This window comes from Maribellus mangrovi (genome assembly GCF_037646455.1).
Classification (GTDB): domain Bacteria; phylum Bacteroidota; class Bacteroidia; order Bacteroidales; family Prolixibacteraceae; genus Draconibacterium; species Draconibacterium mangrovi_A.
Genome location: NZ_JBBIXN010000002.1, coordinates 143,063 through 163,270 on the forward strand (window position 1 = coordinate 143,063; position 20,208 = coordinate 163,270).

Genomic DNA, 20,208 nt, shown 5'->3' on the forward strand with positions numbered 1-20,208 from the left:
CTTTGGCAGCCGGTACTTCTTTTTCTGAAGTCTCTTCAATCACCGGAACTGATTCAGGAACCGTATCAATAGGAACCTCTTCTTCGGTATCTTTTTCGTCCTTCGTTTTTTTCTCAGCTTTAGGGACTTTATTTGACTTTTCTTTATCGGATTTTTTTGTGTCGGCTGATTTCGCCTTGTCTTCCCCGCTTTTTTCAGATTCAGGGGCATTTTCCGATTTAACCGGTTTATTTTTTGGGTTTGTATCAGAAACCGGTTCGTTTACATTCTCTTTCTTAAGGTCCGCCTTTTCCGGACTTTTTAACTCATCTGAGTTTTTTAGATCTTTAGGTTCCATACGTAGTTATTTTTACCATTCAAACATGGTGTGCATCGTAATCATTTCTGTACGAAAATAGGTAAAAGCATACGAATACTCAATTTTTATGTTGAAATAAACAGGCGATCCAATGTTTTTTTATTGACTTTCAGAGTTTTGGATGAAAAACACAACTGTTCAATATTTGCTAATTGTCTCTAATCGAATTAATTACAATAGATATTTTCGATTCGAAAACAAGTTTTTATAGAATTTTAGGAGCTTGATGTCTTATGCTCGAAAACATGGCTGGCAGGACCAAAAGGAAGACATTGCGCATGGTTTGAAAATGAGATATTGCTTATATTAAGTTGCTCAATAACAGTAACTACAGACAAATATGAGTGTAAGTATTTTCTTCTTAAGTATACGTAATTCATGCCGAAGTCAGATGGCTGAAGCCATTCTGCGAAGTTTCGATAATAGTCTTGAAATCTGTTCCGCAGGCATCGATCCAGCCGATCACATAAGTGCTGTTGCCATTGAAGTTATGCAGGAAATTGGGATCGATCTACATCAGGGAGTGCCCAAAAATGTGGAAGAAATCAAGCCTAAGTACTTTGATTTTTTGATAGTTGTAAGCGAAAATACGCGCGACGAATTTGAAATTCCAAATATCGAATTCAGGAGAAAGCTACACCTGGGTTTCAGAAGTCCGTACCGAAATTCGAAATCACACGACGAAATCCGGCAAAAATGCCGCGAAGTGCGCGACGAACTGGTGCATGAACTGGATTATTTCTACACCAGGATAATAAAAAAGAGCGTCTGTTAAACGCTCTGTTATTTTTTATTGATTGTTGACTGTTGACTCAACTTCTTCAGGAGTTATCGGGATTCGCTTTCCAATGATCTTACTGCCCGTATCTGTTACGAGTATGTCATCTTCTAAACGAACTCCACCAAATCCGCGGTATTCGTTTACTTTATCAAAATTGATGAAATCTTTATTAATTCCTTCAGCCTGCCATTTATCGATCAGGGCAGGAATAAAATAACATCCCGGTTCATTGGTTATTACATAGCCCGGTTTTAAGCGTTTTCCCAGTCTTAATGCTGCTGTTCCGAACTGATCAACCGGACGAATTTCATCGTCGTAGCCCACATAAATCTGGCCCAAATCTTCCATGTCATGCACATCGAGTCCCATCATATGTCCCAATCCGTGCGGGAAAAACAGGGCGTGAGCGCCATTTTGAACCGCTTCTTTTACGTCACCTTTCATCAGCCCGAGATCTTTTAAACCTGATGCAATTACTTCGGCTGCAGCCAGGTGAACGGATAAATAAGTTACTCCAGGTTTTGTGAGTTCCGTAGCTTTGTTATTCGCAGCCAGTACAATATTGTATACGTCGCGTTGTTTTTGCGTGAATTTACCTCCAACCGGAGTTGTCCGTGTAAAATCGCTGGCATAATGCATTGGTGATTCAGCCCCGGCATCAGTGATGATCAGGCGTCCTTTTTCGAGGTATTGCGAATGATTATGATTATGCAGTGTTTCTCCGTTTTGCGATAAAATAATCGGGAATGCTGCCATCGAACCACCTGCGACCGCAATGCCTTCAATTGTACCGGCAATCTTTTGTTCCCAGGTTCCCGGATGGGCCATTTTCATGGCTGTAACATGCATATCATATCCAGTAGCACATGCTTTTTCAATTTCAACAATCTCAGCTGCTTCCTTAATTTCGCGAATGGAAATAACTGCTTTTACGAAATCTAATGAAGCTTGCTCGTTTATTGACAATGCCGATAATCCGGTCAGTTTTTCGAGCAGGATTTTATTGTCGCCACGATATGGTGGAAGAATATGAACTTTTCGGTTTTTTTGCTGCGCATCGCGAACCAGGTCAAAAACTTTAGCAAAAGGCGCGGTATTTTCAATACCCGCTTTTGCCGCATTTTCTTTCAGACTCGCTTGTGGCCCCATCCAGATAATGTCATCAATATCAAAATCGTCGCCAAACAAATAGTCTTCTCCGCTGTCGAAATCAATAACACCAATCAATCCGGGGAAATCGAGACCGAAGAAATACAGAAAATTGCTGTCCTGACGATAATGATAGGTATTATCTAGGTAATTCATTGGCGACTCACCATTTCCCGGAATAATGCCTATTCCATTTAATCCTTTTTCTTTTAATGATTTACGTCGTTTTATGTACGTTTCTTTGTTAAACATATCCTGAGTTTTTTTATGATAATTCTAATTAAAATAATGCTTGATCTTTTTTAGATGCTCAAAAACCAAGTCGTGAAATTAGAAATATCTTCCGGATTTTTCGATGACGCATATCATTCATCAATGAATTTATGTGTTATTAACACTGAACTGACTGTTTTTGTGGGATTGTAAAAGAAGGTCTAAAAAATATCTTCTATAAAACATAACAAAAATTCAGAATACTACGTAAATTATATATCAAGGAACAAAAACCTGAATTATGGGAAATGCATTGTTAAACTATTTGAACAAGCGCCTGGAAGAATCAAAGCCTTTTCGTAAGTCCGGATTAGGTCCGGCCGGACCTGTGATCACCATCTCTCGTCAGGTGGGGTGCAACGGCATACCATTGGCGCGTGCACTGGCTGCTAAATTAAATCAGCAAAAGATGCTCACCGAATGGAAGGTGCTCAGTAAAGAAGTATTTTTCTGGAGTGCCCGTGAGTTAAACCTGGAGCCTGAACAAATAAGAAAAATGTTTAAAAAAGCGGATAACTATATTTTTGAACAAATCCTAACTGCCTTTGGTGAAAAACGCTATAAAAGCGAAGCGAAGATATCAAAAACAGTTCGCGACGTCATTCATTCGCTTTCGGTTGACGGGTATAACATTATTGTTGGAAGAGCAAGTCATATTATTGCACACGATATTAAAAATGCCTTTCATATACGTTTGACCGCACCAATGGATTACCGCATTGATACGATTATGGTAAACAACAAATTGAACCGTAATGATGCTATAGACTTTATCAACAAGGTAGAAAAAGAACGTATTTCGTTTCGAAAAGCCTTGAAAGCAGATCCTCAGATCGAAGACAATTTTGATATGACGATTAACCGAGCTACTTTTAATACCGAGGATTGCGTTGATCTGATACTATATGCGATCGAAAAGAAAAAAATACTGGCCGATTACAAACAAAAAATAGAGTTCTTTTAATGCTGCCGAACTCCCCTATCATCCAGTGATTTTATCAGGCAACCCTTTTATCAGAACGGATTTCAATGAATCCGGTTTAATTTCGAACATATCGTTGGGGGTCAATTGGCATTCTTCCAGCATTAGCAGGCAATAATCGAGTTTTCCCAAATCGCGGGTTACGTTATTTGTTCCAAAGGTAAACTTCACACCCGCTGCTTTCGCCATTTTAATCATCTCAGCATTTGGTGTTTTGTAACGTGCGTTGATCTCTAATGCAATGTTGTTTTCTGCCAGAACTTTTACCACGCGTTTCATACGTTCTGTTGTCCACAACTCTTCGTATTCAGACATTAATTCGGTTGGTAAAACGGTTGGATTTACATAAATATCAACCGGCTCCTGCGAAAATATGGCTTCGATTTTGGCCACCAGATCATCCATGAATAGTTGTTTATCATCCACCCAAACTTCTTCAGGGATCCAGATACGGTTGCGCCGTCCTTTTCTATCAGTAAAAGTCATGGCGTCGGTAAACACGTAATCGAACCTTGCTACTGCTTCCGGCGAGAACAGTGTGATCCATTCCCGACCTTCAGCCTGCATGCCTTTAAAAGTTGGACTGCCCTGAACTTCTTTCATATAAGCGTACAACGACTCGTCGTCGGTTACCGGAAAATGCAGTCCGCAATTCGGGGCTATGCCGTAATTAATTCCTGCTTTTTGCGAATTGGCGACACAATCTTCCAGCGTTAAACCACCTTTCAAATGCACATGATAATCCACCAGCGGAAATCCGGCCCGCATTAATTTTGTAACTTTATTATCCCACGTCTGATCTTCTACTTTTTTACGTTCGCCCCCGCCCCCGGGTAAAGATTTGATGCGCAGGTTCCGAAAGTAGACTGTACTGCCCGGATCGTGTGCCTGTAAGGCAATTGTACCGCGACTGAGTTTTGTGTTTTCGCCACCTTCCCATCGCCAGGGATTTTCAGGCTCGGTATATTCATTAACCTTCACATCGTTTACAAAAATCTCAACGAAATTTTCCACCACTTTTATACGCATGGTAAACCATTCATTGTCTTCTGCCAGCGGGAAATAAATGTTTCGGATGTTATAAATACTTGCCGTCTTTCTTCTTTCCGGATGATCTGCCGAGCCACGGTATGAGTTATTTACCTGAATTTCGTAGCCTTTTGCGGGCCAGCCTTCATCCTGGTATTCGGTGTGAATAAAAACTCCTGAATTGGAATGTTCCTTAGCTTTTATTTCCGCTTCAAACTCAAAATTCTTAAAATCGCCCTTGTAAAACAGGTGTGAGCGTTCACCTGAACATTTTAACATTCCATCTTCAACACTGATACTTTCCGGGTTTTCAGCAGCTTTCTTCCAGCCCGTTAACGATTCTCCATCGAACATACTTTGCCATTGTCCTACAGGCGTATTAGTGCTGCATCCGCTAAGTACGAGAACGGTTATTAGTCCTAAAAAAGATTTCTTAAGGTTCATATTGGTTTAGTTTTAATTCGGTTATGATTTATTGGTTTAAGTCTTTATCGGCCAGTGGAATAAACCGGGCACTCAGGTCGGGATCCGGCATATCCTTATCAAATGGGAACATCGGGCGAATAATACGTTTATACGGCAGTCTTTCGAGATCCTGATCGACACCACCCGGGGTAAGTGCCATCAGCCAGCCGGCCCGCATATTATACAATTCGGGAACCAGGTAGCCTATTTTTACGACCACGATATCGGTTTTCCGTGGATTCAGATCCAGATCGGTAAAATCTTTTTCGTAGTGATACGGCTTACGTTTTTTAGTAACGATTACCTGTACACTGCCCACCTGAACAACCACTTCTGTTTCGGCATGTTTATCGCCTTGTTTTATGGCTCGTACGATTCCTGTAAGTTCTATTGGTGGTGCGTATCGATTATCAACAATCGCTCCTGCAAGTCCGTTTACTTCATTTCCAACTCCGGCTTCAACTGCTTTTTTTACCAGGTCGGGCCCCGGGATGGAAGCATAGATCAGCGACGGTCTGTCGGCACGCTGAAACTCTTTACGCTTAAGTATTTCTGTTAAGGTCCATGTGACATCTCCGGCACCTCCTGCTGTAGGATTATCGCCCATATCGCTGATGATAAAGGGTTGTCCATCGAAAGCAATAGCCGTATCGAGACATTCTTCGAGAGTGGCAACCGGGGCTACAAACTCAAAATCATTACGTACGTTCCAAAAGCTGTTTGCCAGTTGTTCTGCTGCCGAAGCCACAGCGTCTTCATTGTCGCCATAGGCCATAACTACTCCTCGGTTTCGGGGTTCGTCGGCCCATGCATAGCCAATCCAGATGGCGGCATCAATCACTCCCTCTTGCTCAGTCAATGGCTGTACCTGTGCGTAAAGACTTTTTCCGGGTTCGATACGTGTACTTGTTTTTTCTCCGGGCAACAGGATCGGAACCGGAATCCAGGCCTTGTATTCGGGTTTACCTTTGCCGCTTTCCAGACGATCAAGCAGATTCTCCAATGCTCTTTGCTTCGATTCCAGTGCATCTTCATGTGGTGCCAGTCGGTAACAGGTGATCAAATCAGACTGATGTGCCAGTGTTTTGCTCACGTTTCCGTGCAAATCCATTGAGGTGGAAATCATTGTTTCCGGGCCGACAACTTCACGGATACGGGTGATAAAATCGCCTTCCGGATCGTCGAGTCCAACCACACTCATGGCGCCGTGAATATCAAAAAACAAACCGTCGTATGGCAGGTTATTACGCAGGCGATCAAGGGTTTCGTTCACCAGTGTTTCGTAGGCTTCGCGTGTTACAATACCACCGGGCAGAGCATGGCCACGCAAAGTTGGAAACCATTTAGCACGCTGTCGTGTTGGCGCATCTTCAGACATAAACGGATAATACGAAAAAATCTCTTCTCCCCTGCGTGCCTGAAATGCATCGATGCCTGATTGTGCCGGCGAAAAAGTACTCGATTCGATGGCTAAACCAGCAATGGCCACCCGTGGCAGCGTCTTTTCTTTTGGAGCACAACCGAACATTAATACCTGCGAAATCAGCAAAACGAGAGCAAAAGTCTTCTTCATAATCATGAATTTATTTGGAACTACACAAAGTTAAGCGAAACATGGAAAAACAAAAGCCATTCAGGTCTTTATTCATCCCCGGTATCAACTTCGTACTTATCCTGAGGATTATGGGCTTTAAAAGCAAAGACTGAGATATTGATTACCAATAAAAGCAACAAGTAACTGGCGTAAGAATAGGTGCCAAAATGCGAATGCGAGAGGCTAAAAAGTATAGGCCCCAAAGCACTGGCAAAAACAATGATGGCCATAACAAAGCCTGTAATTCTCCCAAGGTGTTCGCGCCCGTAGAAACGTGGCCAGGTAACGGTTAGTAAAACATTGTAAATACCACTTGGAACAGCACTTCCGATGATAAAAGCATAATAGAAGAAGCCATCGTTGATATTGGCCAGCGAGATTAACGCCACTACTTCACCGGCCAGCATAAGAAACAACAGGTATTGCAACTTGATTTTATCACTGATCCATCCGCCAACAAAAGCCAATACTACCGAAATAAATGAAATAGGAATAAAAATGGACAAAGCCCGGTCTTCATCGATTCCCGCCTCACCAAATAATGAGATCAGGTGGAATACATAACCGGTAATAAACAGCGCATAAATGGCTGAAGGCAGAACAAACAACCAGAATGTGAGACCGCTGCGGGCTTCTTTTAATGTGAATTGCTTAAAAGGTCTAATAATCACATCATGTTCTTTGTTGGCATGTTTTTCACCGTCAGGGATTAGTCCACAATCTTCGGGATTATCGCGAAAGAACAGGAAAATAAACACAAAAAGGCCGATTCCGATTCCGAGTGCCATCAGCAACCAGGCCATTCTCCATGTTGTTCCCTGGATCAGCAGATCGAACGATAGAGGTGCAATTGAAAATCCCAGCGAAATAAAAACCGAAGAAATACCGTTTGCTAGTCCACGACGAGCGATAAACCATTTCATCAGCATATTTCGCGAAACCATGGTAAGTACACCTTGCCCGGAAAAGCGCAACATAAAGAAAAAGATGATGGTGCTGGCAATGGCCACTCCAACATAAAGGTTCGAATGCTGCGGTACAATGGCTTTTATCAACCTGTCGGACTGACTGAGCAAAATCAGCACCGCCGCCAGTGCAAGTGACGCTGCCATTCCTACCCAGCGGGCTCCGTATTTATCGTACAGGTTTCCGGCGTAGGTTAAAATCAGCGAGCTGCCAATGGTTCCGAACATATAAGCCATACTGATCTGATCGCGGTTGATGCCGATGTTCTCGATCAGGTAATCGGTGAATGTGGATACGCCTGTGGTTTGTCCGGGGGCGCTGCCCAACACGCCAATGGTGGCTGCAAACAGAATTATCCAGCCGTAAAAAAATGGTACTTTGGCAGGATCGAATGGAAATTTATTCAGCCGTTTTTTGATCTGCATGGGCGAAATGTTTGTGCAAAGCTAAGTATTACCTTCCTCCTTAACGATGAATTTACAATATCAAATCGATTGGTAACGATTTATTAGGAATGAAAGAGCTTTTAGTTTTTTGCATCTTTTAACTACCACTAGTGAGGTTATTGTAAAGACAATAAAAAATGAGGTTTTATGCCTGCATACCTGTAAAACCGGAAAATCCGGCCAGCATTCCGGCAAATACCATAAAAACAAAGGTCAGCAGGTACAAGCCCAACATCACGATCATCACAATTCCGATGTATCGGTAATGTGATTTTAGGTTTTCAAATGCTTTTAGCATTTTTAGTGTATTGTTTGTTGAGATGGCCTGTTGAATGTTTGTTGAGAAACGCAAAAGATAAAGGATCGGAAAAAAGTACACGATTCCTATTACCAGGTAAACAAAACCAAATAAGAATCCCGGAATTGGCATATGCCGAAACGGCCCGGAAGGCATAAAACTCATAATAACGCTGATCATAAATCCCATCAGCACCATAAAACCAATAAAAACAAAACCCAGGATAGCTAAAAATTTAGCCCACTTGCCTGCACTGATCAACTGTTCTATAATTTGGTCGTTCACTTCAAGCTTTTGGGGTACTGTTTGATTGTTATTTTCTTCCGGTTGAATGTTTTCGGAGTTTTCAATGTCCATGTTGATCTAAAATTTATGTTCAACGTAAAAGTAGTTATAAAGTCGCTACTTCCACAAGAAACGCTAAAAAACATATCCTTCAGCAATGGCACCAACGGCCCCGGTAATCCACAAAAGAAGCGCGGCAACCAATATCTTCAGAAACGGAGAAAAGGAAAAGCCAAAGCGCTTTTTCAGGTAGCGATTTGCCGGAGGAAAATATACCACCGACAATAAAACAAAAGTTACCCCTAAGGCAAAATCATTGCCCAAAAACATATTCAGAATGCCATTTATGAATACTGCTAAGCCAAATACCCAACTGACGACATTCCATATTCCCGAGGTTGTTATATTGTTACTCATCAATTATTCATTTATTTAGTGATCGTGAATGCCTTTTCCATTGAAAATGTACTGCATATACTTTTCAATGCGCGATTCGCGTGTCTGAGTTTGTTTAGCTGCCGAAAAATAAAGAATATATCCACGCTGCCTTCCGGGAGTAAGGGCTTCGAAAGCTATTTTAAACTCGGGCATTTCATCAAACTTTTTCTGTAATTCATCGGGAACGGGCTCCTGTTCTTTTTTAAAAGCAATTTTTAATCCTGCTTTTTCTACCTCAATAGCTTCATAAATGTACGCCTTTATATCGGCTTCCAGTTTCTTGATTTCAGCTATATCCGTGAATCGGAACTGGTGCGTGGCCTGTGAATTATCGCCAGGTTTTGTGAGCAGATTCCTGGGATCTTTTAATAAACTCCCCTTAAAAAAGGCAACAGCAGCAAATTCTTTAAAAGCTGTTACCAACAGAATATTTTTGTTGTTCCAGGTGTAACAGGGTTGTTTCCATTTCAACTCTTCGTTAAGGCCACAGTCAAGAACTATCCTTCGCAATAACTTTAGTTCTTCCTGCCAGTTATTGACTTTGCAATTGGTAGTGGCATAAAACGCACATCGACCGCAACCATCAGCCAGGTACGCATCAACTGTTGGATTCATTATTTTTTCAGTTTCGGAACTAGAAACACTTGAGTATAAAAATGGTTTTGCATTCTGAGATGAATAAATAAAATGATCTATACAATTTGCTGAAGTTTGGCTGATTGTTTGCCATCAGATATTTGTTCAGTAACATATTTTCAAACTTGACTTTTATTCAGGAAAAGCATAATTTTATTTATCAAAAAAATAATCTGATAACACGTTTCTGAATTCCCAAACAGAAGCCCGTTTAAGAATAACATAAAAGACACAATTATCGCATGAACATTAAGAACAGAGAGACATTGACAATTTGCAGAAGGTCTTTTGCAATTAAATAAAAACTTAGTGGAAGAGGACAGCCCTGTTGTTTCGATGAAAGAATGACAGGATTACACATTCCCGGAAAGGCACCCAGTTGGGTGCCTTTTTTGTTTTTTTAATTTCAGTCAAACCCCTCAAATCGCCGAGGAGAAATTTAAGCCTTTCGAAGTACCAGAATGTCATCCTTGCTCATCCGAAATTTGCATTGAAAGTTGTTATATTCAGAAACAAACATGACCGGGCAACCTTATTTTTTAAAGATGCCTTAATTCTGCGATCGGTCGCGATGCTTTTCGTTGTCGTGATCATGCCCCTGGTGAGCCGACTTTTCAACAATTTTCTTGTAGTCTTCGAGGCTGATCTTTTCGGCTTTATATCCTTTTTTCTCAATGGCTTTAGCCAGATCATCATCGTTGTTCTTTCCTTCTTTGTATTCCACTTTAATCGTGTTTGTTGCGTGGTCTACCTTCAGGTCTTTCACCCCTTTTTCGAATTTGAGGTACTCGTTAATGGTTTGTTCGCAATTGGCACAATCCATATTGCTTTTAAAACATACCACTTTGTTTTCTTTTTTTTGTGCATATAGCGGATTGGCAGCAAAACCAACCAGCAATGCTATAGTAATAATCAATAATTTTTTCATTTCATTTTAGTTTTAGCTTTAAGCTTCGAGCCACAAGCTGCAAGTATTTTCAACTTGTAACTTGCGGCTAAATGCTTTCAGCTTGTTATTCATAATTCAAATTAAATCGTAATCCCAAATAAATTTTCCTTCCCATCACCGGCCCCCAGATGTTCGTGGCATTAAAATCGGGCCCGAATGGATCGTTTGCACCTGCTACGGGATTGGGCTGGGTAAAGTCGGTTAAATTCTCAGCTCCCACATAAATACTCCAATAGCGGAAATACTTGGTCAACTGTGCATTCATGATCGTATATGGAGAAAAATGACCGTAATCAGACGACATATCCACGCGACTCATCCAGTCTTCATAAACATAAGGAATACGCCCTCCCCCGTTAAACTGAATGGTATAATCGAACATCCACTTTTTTAGGTTAGTGGTGTAGTTCAGGTTAATTAGGCCTTTGTAATCGCTTTGCAGGGGCTTGTCGCGCAACTCCCCTCCTATGGTCTGTTTAATATCGTTCATTCGGTAGGCCAGCAACAAGTCGAGTCGTTCGATGGGCTGCCAGCGCACATCGAATTGCAGGCTGTTGGCGTACGAAGTGCCGTCGAGCGGAGCCAGGATCACATAATAGGCCGACGTTTCGCGATCGACCACCAACTGTGTTTTGAAATTGGTGCGGAAGAATTCAGTGTTCAATGTCAGATCGCGCCCCAGAAACGTATAATTCTGAATCAACGAAAACCCATAGTTCCATGCTTCTTCCTGCATTACATCGCTTGTGTATTGCAAGGCCCGCGAAGCAGCCAGTAAATAGGTGTTTTCTGATAATACATTCGCTGTGCGGTAACCTTTCCCGGCATTGGCCCGAATGGTAAAGTGTTCAGCAAAATGATAACGGAAATGCATACGCGGCGTAACAAAGGTTCCGAAAATATTGTGGAAATCAGCACGCAGCCCTGTCATCAATGTCAGGTTATCGTTGGGCTTAAATGTGTATTCAGCAAATACACCTGGCACCTTCTCTGTGCGCTGTATATCATCGCCATAAAGCATTTCATTAAAATCGTCGTAAATAAAGCTTACTCCAACGTTTAAGGTGTGTTCTTCTATCGGCCCCATGTATTTGGTATAAATTCCACTACCGTAAAACCGGGTTTCATCGCCTTTATAATCGGTCAATCCGTAAAACGACTCAGTTTCGTGTCGGGAAAAGTTTGACAACCAGGCGAACGCGCGCTTGCCGTCTTGCGATACGTAGCCGGATTTATAGAAAGCTTCAAATCGCTTGTTGGCAATACTCACTCCATAAGGTTCGTTAACAGTTGGTGTCATGTCCCAGTCAGCAACGGTTTGTCCACCCAAACGATCATCCTGCAGGTATGAAATACCTAACTGAGACATGTATCCACGGTGATTGTTGTATTTCCAGCGATTGCTGAGATGATACGTTTTCGACAAGGGAGAATCCAGAAAACCATCATTGTTATGGTCGTTCTTTTTATTAAGCTGGCTGGCATGCACAAAAATACCGGTGCTAAGCGTATCGCCTTGTAAACGGATGTTTGTATTGCCGTTGAACTCATAACGACCTTCCATATTTGCAAAAGTGTTCAAAAAGAGTTTCTCTCTGCTGTCGGGCTTTTTTATCTCAGCATTAATCTGCCCGGCAATGGCATCGTAACCGTTCAGTACCGATGCTGCCCCTTTCGATACCTGTATCGATTCCATCCATGGTCCCGGAATGTAAGTCAAACCGAAGGTAGTTGCCAGACCACGCAAGTTAGGCATGTTTTCCACCTGCATCAGCGAGTAAGTCCCGTCGAGTCCCAGCAACCGTATTTGCTTGGCACCGGTCACCGCATCGCTGTAACTCATGTCAACTGAAGGATTTGTTTCAAAACTTTCGGCGAGGTTGCAACAAGCTGCCTTGTGAAGCTCTGCCCCGCTAATACTTTCGGTTTGTATTGGATTAATTACCGAAAGATAAGTTCCACGGTCTTTTTTGACAACAGTGACTTCTTCCAACTCCAGGTTAGGTTCTAAAAGCACTTCCAAAGCATTTGTTTCGCTAACGTGAATCACCCGTTGCTTGTAGCCTACAAAGCTGAACACCAGCATATGCTGGCCGTCGTTTTGTTGAATATTGAAACTGCCATCGATTTGCGAGGCCGTTCCCATTGTTGTCCCCTCCCAGTAGATATTTACTCCGGGCAGGGGCTGTTTTTCACCTTCTTCAAGGACGAACACAAAACCTCTAATCTCATCGGCAAACGAGAAAAAAGGAAGCATTATAAGTAATAAAAATATAAATCGTTGCATTGCTTAAGATTGTTAACCTGATCGTCTGATCACATCATCAGTCATTCATCAAACACAATATCACTTCATCGTTTCCCTGCCCTTGCAGGGAAACCAAAATCTTAAGCTTTAAAAACGGGAATTTTAAGTTGCTGGATCTCGACCAGAAAGTCGAGTGATTTATTTTTTACCGGTGGCGGATCGGGATATACAACCTCCCCGTGATCATCGTGAATTTCCAAAGCTAATCGTTCGAACACCTCCAGTTTGGCCACTTCGATAACTATCGGAGGCGTTTTTATGAATTTCGCACTCTCGTTGGTAACTTCATCCAACAGTTTAAAAAAGAATACGGTGGGCTCGTTGCAACCACAATCTTCAGCATGCCCCGAGCAATCGTGGCAAGTACTAGCCGAGCAGGATTGCTCTCTTCCATCCGCACGATGTTGATGGTGTTCGTGAAAGTTGGTTTCGCAAGTCTCCGGCTTAATAAATACAGTGGTTTGTTCTTCGCCGGTACACAAACAACTGCTTTTGTACAACACATATCCCGACGACGACAACAGAAATATTGCCCCGATCAGCAGTAAAGTCATGTTTTGCAGAAGTCTCATAATACAAATATAAAGGGAAAAAGAGTTTTTGGTTGTTAATGGGTTGTTAAAAAGAGCAGATTCATATCTAAACCTTCAATGTTAGAAACTCAATAGGCACTGTTTCAGCAAAAAAAGAGGAGAAAATTAACTTCTCTCCTCTCATTTTTGCCTGTTATTTTTGAGTTTACAATCCCAACACTTCGGGTCCCTGTTCAAAAACAATATCAACAGGAATACCGGCTTGCCCAATTCGGTCGAGGTCGTTTTGAAGTGCTTCACGAATTACGCCCTTTTCTTCGATCATTTTATCAGCTGTTTCATAATCTCCGTCTCCCTGCAATTTCAGGATAGTTTCCGAGAGATCGAACATTGCTTGTTTCATTTTATCGTAATCAACACGATAAGTTCCGGTGGCTTCGTCGCGTGTGAACGCGCCAGCTTCCTGAAAATAATAGAAACGCATCATGTTGGCTTTTCCGTGGGCACTGGCTGCCCCAAAACGCACCGAACGGAAAATACCGGCCATAAAAGTTACAAAGTTGTCCATCATATCTTTTTCACCAAGTTCGCCCATTTCGTTGAGTTGGTAAACGCACCACAATCCCAGAATATCGGCTTTGCCTTCTTCAATTGAAGTATAAGCATCTTTTAAAGCTTCGCGAACAGTGGTAGTCTGATCAACGGTGTTCCCCAGCCCCAATCCGTGCGCTACTTCATGAAACATAGTATTTTCGAAAAAAGCATCAAACTTTACGCGTTCACGCTGGTCTTCGGCGATCAACAAGTCGGCAATCGGAACCAGAATCTTATCAAATTTGGCCTGCATCGAATTTTTCAGCTGTAGTTTACGGCTTCCTTTTGTTTCACGAACTTTCTCGTCGTTGGGCAGATTAATTGCAATGGTTTTACTTCCGGCATTGCAGTCTCCGGCATAATAAATGGCATCGTACACATTCATATCCGAATCAACTCCCGGCGTTTCGTTCTTATACTTTTGTTCGCACGGCAGGGCTTGTTGCAGGCCCGGCAATAAAGCAGCATATTTTTCAAGTCGCTTGCTCCAGCCTTTATCTTTGATCAGTATAAACGATTCGTGAGCAGCTTTGTATCCGTACAATTGATCTTCGTAATTTTCGATGGGGCCGATAATAAATTCAATGGTGTTGTTCTTCATTTCCATCCAGGCTACATCGCTTTCGTAATATTCATCGGTGCGCAGTGCCTCCGATCGTTTCTCAAGGTAATTCTTCAATCCCGGATCTTGGGCCAGTTCGGAAGCCTGTAACAAAAGATCGGCCGCTTTTTCAACCTGCTTCTTAAATGCGATGTGATACGGAATAGACTGCAGCTTACCGTCTTCGTGGCGGCGTATCAAAGTATACAGGCTTGTTTTTGTCGGATCGTCCCAGGCTTCAAATTCTTCCCTTGTCATGTTCACGGGATAGAAATTTGCCCCTTCGGGTTTGGGACCGTAACCGGGAAGAAATGGTTCATTATTGTTTAAACGTTCCCAGGGACCGTAATTAATGCGAATGAATTTTTTGGTGTACTCATCCCAGTTTTTCGAAAGCAATTCTTCTTTATTGCCGAAAGCTTCCTCCCAGTATATGTTTTCCATTATATTGGCCGCTTCGAACAAAAGTGGCAGCATTTGTTTTTCTTTTGCCGAAAGCACACTTAAATCAGTGGTGAGTTTAAACGATGCAAATTCCTCAGCTTTTTGTTTGATCTCTTCGTTTTCCATTTTCGCGCTGTTGCTTTCTTTGTTTGTTTTTGTTGTACATGAAAATGCCATCATTGAGGCCAGTACCAGAATAAAATACTTCTTCATTTTAGGTAGATTTGAAATTAGGCCAAAACTATAAAATAATAGGATAAAAAACAGCTGATTAACCCACCATGCTTTATCACCTGGAAATTCCGAATGAAGGTTCTGCACTTATCTCGGCCAGGGTGCTTTTTTCAATTTCAACAACCCCTACCTTAATCTTAAGTAGTTGAGGCAGATACAGGCCGGCAATCATAAATAGTATTGAGCCGAATGAAATTAAAACATAGTAACCAACTGAAAGAAGTTCCTTCTCGTCTGATTTTAACATGGATGTCAGATCCATTTGCTCTAATATTTTCGGATCCTGCATAACAATATTTTCTCCGATACTATTATTCAGAGCCTTCAGAAATTCGGCTTTGTTTGAAAAAGAAAATCCGGCTATCTTTTTAAGTTCAGGTTCCAGTTCAGCAGAAATTTCGTTTGGGAATTGAGCAGCAACATAAGCAATGTGATCGGGTTGTAACTCGTATCGCTCTGAACCGGTATTGAAGAAGAAAAAATACTGGGCAAATATAAAGAGAACGATCGCCAGGCCGGTAATGAGCAAAGTTCCGGCATGCTCGCGTTTATTTGCACTTTTCCTGCTATTAATGTTATTGGTAATTTTTGTAATTGCAGTAGTTGCTTTTATATTATCGGGATTACATTCTGCAGAATTTTTAAAACAGATTAAACTTTCCTGTAACGAATTGGTATTGTAATCGAGCAGATTTTGTTCCATCTTTTTGGCCTTTATATAGCCCATCGAGTAATAGATTTCTGAAAACTTGAGATCTTTGTATTTTCTGTCACCGGCATTTTTCCCGTTGGCAGCAGTTTTGGGGCTATACAAATTCAGCTTTTTAGATCCTTTGTCCGATAAACCCAAACTTAAAGCCTTGTTCAGGTTTCTCTCGGCCTGTTCGAAATATTCTGTTTCATTACGTTCTTCAACCCGATTTAAGAAAATATCCGCCAGCCCGATTCGGGCTTCAACATTGTTCGGGTCGGTTTGCAGTACTTTATTAAAAACCTGTTCGGCGTTGGTATATTTTTTATCGCTGAAATAGGCATTACCAAGATTGACACGTATTTTTAAATTGTGCGGTTCATGCTGCAATGCTTTTTTGAGCGCATTCACCGCCTTCCTGTATTCACCGGTTTCGGAATAGAGTTGTCCGAGCAAATGGTAGGCTTTCGATTTTAACTGGTACATTCCCAAACACTCATTCAATAATTCCTCTGCCCGGTCATATTCACCCTCCGCAATATAAACTTCTGCCATCACACAGAGTTCCTCTTCCTTATGCGGGATTCGCTGAAAGCATTTTTCCAATGCTTTCAGAAAAGAGTTTTTCTTCCAGAACTGGCTCAGATCAGGATTTATTACCCGCTTATCCATTTCGTTGTATGTCAGGTACATTGAAGATAAAATCTGCATATTGTTCTTGTCAAATTCCAAGCCTTTTTCAAACCATTTAATGGTATTTTCAAAGTCGCCGTGTACATCAAAATAAACAGACCCACAATAATAATAGGTTTCGGAGCTGTAGGTGTAGAAACTATCACCTTCAAACTCTTTTTCGTATTTTTCTATGACCTGTTGCCATAATTCTCTTGATTCGCGGTATTCGCCTTTTTTAAACAGATAATGGGCTTTATTATGGTAAGCATAAATATATTCCGGATCATCCATAATCGATTTATTCAGCACCTCAATTGCTTTTTCCAGATCGGCTGCTGCATCGTAATAATTCGACAGATCGAGACAAAGTCCGGGGTACTCACCTTTTTCAACACTTGTTTCGTAACACCATAATCCTTTCTTGAAATCGTTTTGAATAAAAGTATAGATATGGCCAAGGTTGACATAGCCTGCCGGATTATCATTTTCTTTTACCAGTTCGGCAAAGCTGTCAATAATCTTTTCATTGTCTTTTATCCTTCCTAAATTACTGTAAACCGAGTAATAGGCGTCCTGCAATTTTTTGTCACGTTTAAGGCTTTCGGTAAAATAGTCAATTGCTTTAACCGGCGACTCTTTCAAATGTACTTTTCCCAAATAATAATACCCCCACTGATCATCGGGAGAAATTTTGATGCATTCGTTGTACTTTTCAATGGCTTCATTGGGTTTTCCCTGCTCTTCCAGCACATTTCCCCAATAAATATAGGCCCATAAATAATTCCGATCGATTTCAATACTCTTCTCGAATTCCTCAATGGCATCGGCATACTTACCAAGTTTCATCAAGGAGATTCCTATGCCATTATGAGCATAATAATAGCCTGGATCGATCTCAAGACTCTTGTTGAATTTTTCAATTGCTTCATCGAACTTACCCTGATTGAATAGCGCATAGCCCCAGTTGCTAAAAACTGCCTTATTCTCAGGATCAATGTCAAGACAATTTTTATATTTTTTGATGGCCTCCTTGTTCCTGCCTAAATTTTTCAGAGCGTTTCCCCATCCTTTATAGCCATTTTTGTCATCAGGATCGATCTCGATATGTCTTTTGAACTTTTCAATTGCCTCTTTATCTCTTACCAGTTCAATCAGGGTATTGCCATAATTATAGTATAGATATTTATATTCGGGATCAATTTCAATACATTTTTCATATTTATCAATGGCCTCTTCAAATCTTCGCAAGTCTTTTAGTGCATTTCCCCAACTATTATAAGCCTCTTTATACTCCGGATCGATTTCAAGACATTTGTTATATTTTTTTATTGCCTCCTCATTTTTTCCCAGATTTCGAAGTGCATCGCCCCAGTTGTAAAAGGCCCATTTGTAATTCGGATCTATTTTCAGGCACATTTCATACTTTTCTATAGCCTTTTCATTCTCGTCCAAATTCATTAGTGCATTTCCCCAACCGTTAAGTAAGTAGCTTGAATTTTGATTTATTTTATAGGCCTTTTCAAATACCGGTATTGCATCCTTATTCTTTCCCTGCTTGACTAGAACGTTGCCAAGGTTTTGGAGTGCAACAAAGTTCTCAGGTTCAGTCTCCAAAGCTTTTTGATACAGCTCCGTCGCCTTTACCAGTTCTCCCTTGTTATGATGCTCAATCCCCTTATCAATATAATCTTTAACGGTGCCCATTTTGAAATTGTATTTAGTTGAATCGTTGAAATAATAATCTGGTTTGACAATAAACTGATATTTACAATTTACTAAATATCAATCAATTATTCAATAACGGAGTATGAACTTCAAGAGCGGGAGTGGTTTTTTTCAGTGAAATTTTATCAGGGCTACACAATTAAAACACATGAAAACAAGTACAATAAAACGGTACTTTATACATTGTTTAATACGGGGATTTACAGGCTATCATTCAATATTTTATGGCGGACTTTAAAGGTTACAAATCGTATTTGTCGATTAAGTAGATAAACGATGCTATTGCCGCGCTTCCCATCTGAAATTCGCGAAAATTCACCTGTTCAAAGGTGTCAGAACCAGAATGATGAAAATCGAAATACCGCTGATCGTCAGGTATGCATGAACTCAGGGGCGTTCCAAAGCGTTGCAAGGGACTGATATCGACACCACCGCCGCCTCTTTTGAATTCGCTTATTCCATAAGGCTCGAAATACTTTTTTAGTGCCAGTATATTCTCTACACGTTCTTCTGGTCCGCTTACTCCAAACCCTCTTGGTACCAAAGCTCCCCGATCAGCCTCAAGTGCAAAATAATGCTGTTCTCCTTTTTCGTCTGCTTCGTTGGCATAAACTTTACCACCACTTTGGGCAATTTCTTCGTCCATGAACATCACCGCGCGAATTGTTCTCTTCGGATGTATACCCAACTGTTTAAAAAGGCGAAGGACTTCAATGCTTTGCATACAACCCACCCCATCGTCATGCGCACCTTCTCCAGTCTCCCAGGCATCGAGGTGCCCTCCAACGGTAATGATCTCGTCGGGGTATTCACTGCCACGCAACTCCCCAATCACATTGTGTGACACAACATCCGGGAGATTTTGGCAGGTAGTTCGGAAATAAAACTTAAGCTCCGGATCATCCTGAAGTAGTTTATGCAATATGTCCGCTCCATTGGTACTTATGGCTACAGCCGGTATTTTTTTCACTTCCTGATCGTAGTGCATAACTCCGGTATGCGGATAATCGTCGAGGGCGGTGGTTAATGAACGAACCACAACTCCCACAGCACCGTATTTTGCAGCGCGTGCAGCTCCGGTTGTCCGGTAAGCACCCACCGCGCCATAAGCCGCAAAAGTATTGATAAGCGTAGGATCCATCGGTTCATTAAAAAATACGATCTTTCCTTTGATCGACGCTTCGCCGACTTTTTCCATTTCGGCGAAACTTCTGAGCTCAATAACTGACGCCAGCAAACCCTCATTACCAGTACCAATGCTTGTTCCAAGGGCAGTAACAGGCACTTCAGTTTGTCCGTATTTTGAGGAATTTATGTGAGCTCGTTCGGTCTCTCCTCTCACCCACCGCGGAACTTGAACCGACTGTTTAAATACATTGTCCAGTTCCATTTCTTTCATCAGATTGTACGTGTATTCAACCGCTTTTTCTGCTTCCGGCGAACCGGTGATCCTGCCTTTGTGCTCTTTACACAAAACCCGCAGGTTTTCGTAGGCGGTTCGGTCGGTTAATGCCGCATCGAAAAATTGTTTGATCATTCCTTTATCGTATTGTGCATATGTTGTTAGCCGGCTCGCGATCAAAACAAATAGAAGTAATTTCAGTTTCATGCTAATATATTTTGTACCTAAAAGTAACAGTATCAGAATTATAAATACTCAATTTTAAGGATTTCTATACAATTAATGCAATTACTTAATTTTTGAACATAAGCGAACAATATTCGGCTTAAACGGTTAATAAAGCTGAAGTTTT

At 41.4% G+C, this 20,208-nt stretch carries 16 protein-coding genes; 2 read left to right on the top strand and 14 right to left on the bottom strand.

What is annotated here, in order from left to right:
- Positions 1 to 337, bottom strand: a 337-nt coding sequence (locus WFY05_RS08620) for a hypothetical protein (RefSeq protein ID WP_340112398.1), incomplete at its 3' end; no start/stop codon positions are given.
- Positions 338 to 698: 361 nt separating this feature from the next.
- Here WFY05_RS08620 and WFY05_RS08625 point away from each other — a divergent pair.
- The gene (locus WFY05_RS08625) at positions 699 to 1,133 is read left to right on the top strand and encodes an arsenate reductase/protein-tyrosine-phosphatase family protein (RefSeq protein ID WP_340112399.1); all 435 of its coding nucleotides are present in this window, start codon (positions 699 to 701) and stop codon (positions 1,131 to 1,133) included.
- A gap of 15 nt (positions 1,134 to 1,148) precedes the next feature.
- Here WFY05_RS08625 and WFY05_RS08630 read toward each other — a convergent pair whose 3' ends face one another.
- Positions 1,149 to 2,540: an aminopeptidase P family protein gene (locus WFY05_RS08630; RefSeq protein ID WP_340112400.1), complete on the bottom strand. Its 1,392-nt coding sequence runs from the start codon at positions 2,538 to 2,540 to the stop codon at positions 1,149 to 1,151.
- A 262-nt stretch (positions 2,541 to 2,802) separates the two neighbouring features.
- On the opposite strand from WFY05_RS08630, the gene WFY05_RS08635 reads away from it, so the two are divergent.
- Positions 2,803 to 3,525, top strand: coding sequence for a cytidylate kinase-like family protein (locus WFY05_RS08635; RefSeq protein ID WP_340112402.1), 723 nt, complete (start codon positions 2,803 to 2,805; stop codon positions 3,523 to 3,525).
- 18 nt (positions 3,526 to 3,543) lie between these two features.
- Here WFY05_RS08635 and WFY05_RS08640 read toward each other — a convergent pair whose 3' ends face one another.
- From WFY05_RS08640 to WFY05_RS08695, 12 genes are all read right to left on the bottom strand, one after another.
- Entirely contained in the window at positions 3,544 to 5,016 is a 1,473-nt protein-coding gene (locus tag WFY05_RS08640; protein WP_340112403.1) for a DUF1080 domain-containing protein, read from the bottom strand.
- Between the two features lie 28 nt (positions 5,017 to 5,044).
- On the bottom strand, positions 5,045 to 6,610 hold the full coding sequence (locus WFY05_RS08645) for a M81 family metallopeptidase (RefSeq protein ID WP_340112404.1): 1,566 nt from the start codon (positions 6,608 to 6,610) through the stop codon (positions 5,045 to 5,047).
- Positions 6,611 to 6,678: 68 nt separating this feature from the next.
- Complete coding sequence (locus tag WFY05_RS08650; protein WP_340112405.1) at positions 6,679 to 8,022, bottom strand: MFS transporter; 1,344 nt, start codon at positions 8,020 to 8,022, stop codon at positions 6,679 to 6,681.
- A gap of 166 nt (positions 8,023 to 8,188) precedes the next feature.
- A complete protein-coding gene (locus WFY05_RS08655) occupies positions 8,189 to 8,698 on the bottom strand; it encodes a DUF5362 family protein (protein WP_340112406.1) in 510 nt (169 codons plus the stop codon).
- A gap of 63 nt (positions 8,699 to 8,761) precedes the next feature.
- Positions 8,762 to 9,043, bottom strand: coding sequence for a hypothetical protein (locus WFY05_RS08660; RefSeq protein ID WP_340112407.1), 282 nt, complete (start codon positions 9,041 to 9,043; stop codon positions 8,762 to 8,764).
- Positions 9,044 to 9,058: 15 nt separating this feature from the next.
- Entirely contained in the window at positions 9,059 to 9,679 is a 621-nt protein-coding gene (locus WFY05_RS08665) for a YdeI/OmpD-associated family protein (RefSeq protein WP_340112408.1), read from the bottom strand.
- A gap of 571 nt (positions 9,680 to 10,250) precedes the next feature.
- Positions 10,251 to 10,628 carry a heavy-metal-associated domain-containing protein gene (locus WFY05_RS08670; RefSeq protein ID WP_340112409.1) on the bottom strand — a complete coding sequence of 126 codons (378 nt, stop codon included), beginning with the start codon at positions 10,626 to 10,628 and terminating at the stop codon, positions 10,251 to 10,253.
- 85 nt (positions 10,629 to 10,713) lie between these two features.
- A complete protein-coding gene (locus WFY05_RS08675) occupies positions 10,714 to 12,936 on the bottom strand; it encodes a TonB-dependent receptor (protein WP_340112410.1) in 2,223 nt (740 codons plus the stop codon).
- 101 nt (positions 12,937 to 13,037) lie between these two features.
- Positions 13,038 to 13,529, bottom strand: a complete 492-nt coding sequence (locus WFY05_RS08680) for a hypothetical protein (protein ID WP_340112411.1) — start codon at positions 13,527 to 13,529, stop codon at positions 13,038 to 13,040.
- A gap of 166 nt (positions 13,530 to 13,695) precedes the next feature.
- Complete coding sequence (locus WFY05_RS08685) at positions 13,696 to 15,342, bottom strand: dipeptidyl-peptidase 3 family protein (RefSeq protein ID WP_340112412.1); 1,647 nt, start codon at positions 15,340 to 15,342, stop codon at positions 13,696 to 13,698.
- Positions 15,343 to 15,418: 76 nt separating this feature from the next.
- Complete coding sequence (locus WFY05_RS08690; RefSeq protein WP_340112414.1) at positions 15,419 to 18,433, bottom strand: tetratricopeptide repeat protein; 3,015 nt, start codon at positions 18,431 to 18,433, stop codon at positions 15,419 to 15,421.
- A gap of 262 nt (positions 18,434 to 18,695) precedes the next feature.
- Positions 18,696 to 20,063, bottom strand: coding sequence for a M20/M25/M40 family metallo-hydrolase (locus WFY05_RS08695; RefSeq protein WP_340112415.1), 1,368 nt, complete (start codon positions 20,061 to 20,063; stop codon positions 18,696 to 18,698).
- Between the last annotated feature and the right edge of the window lie 145 nt (positions 20,064 to 20,208).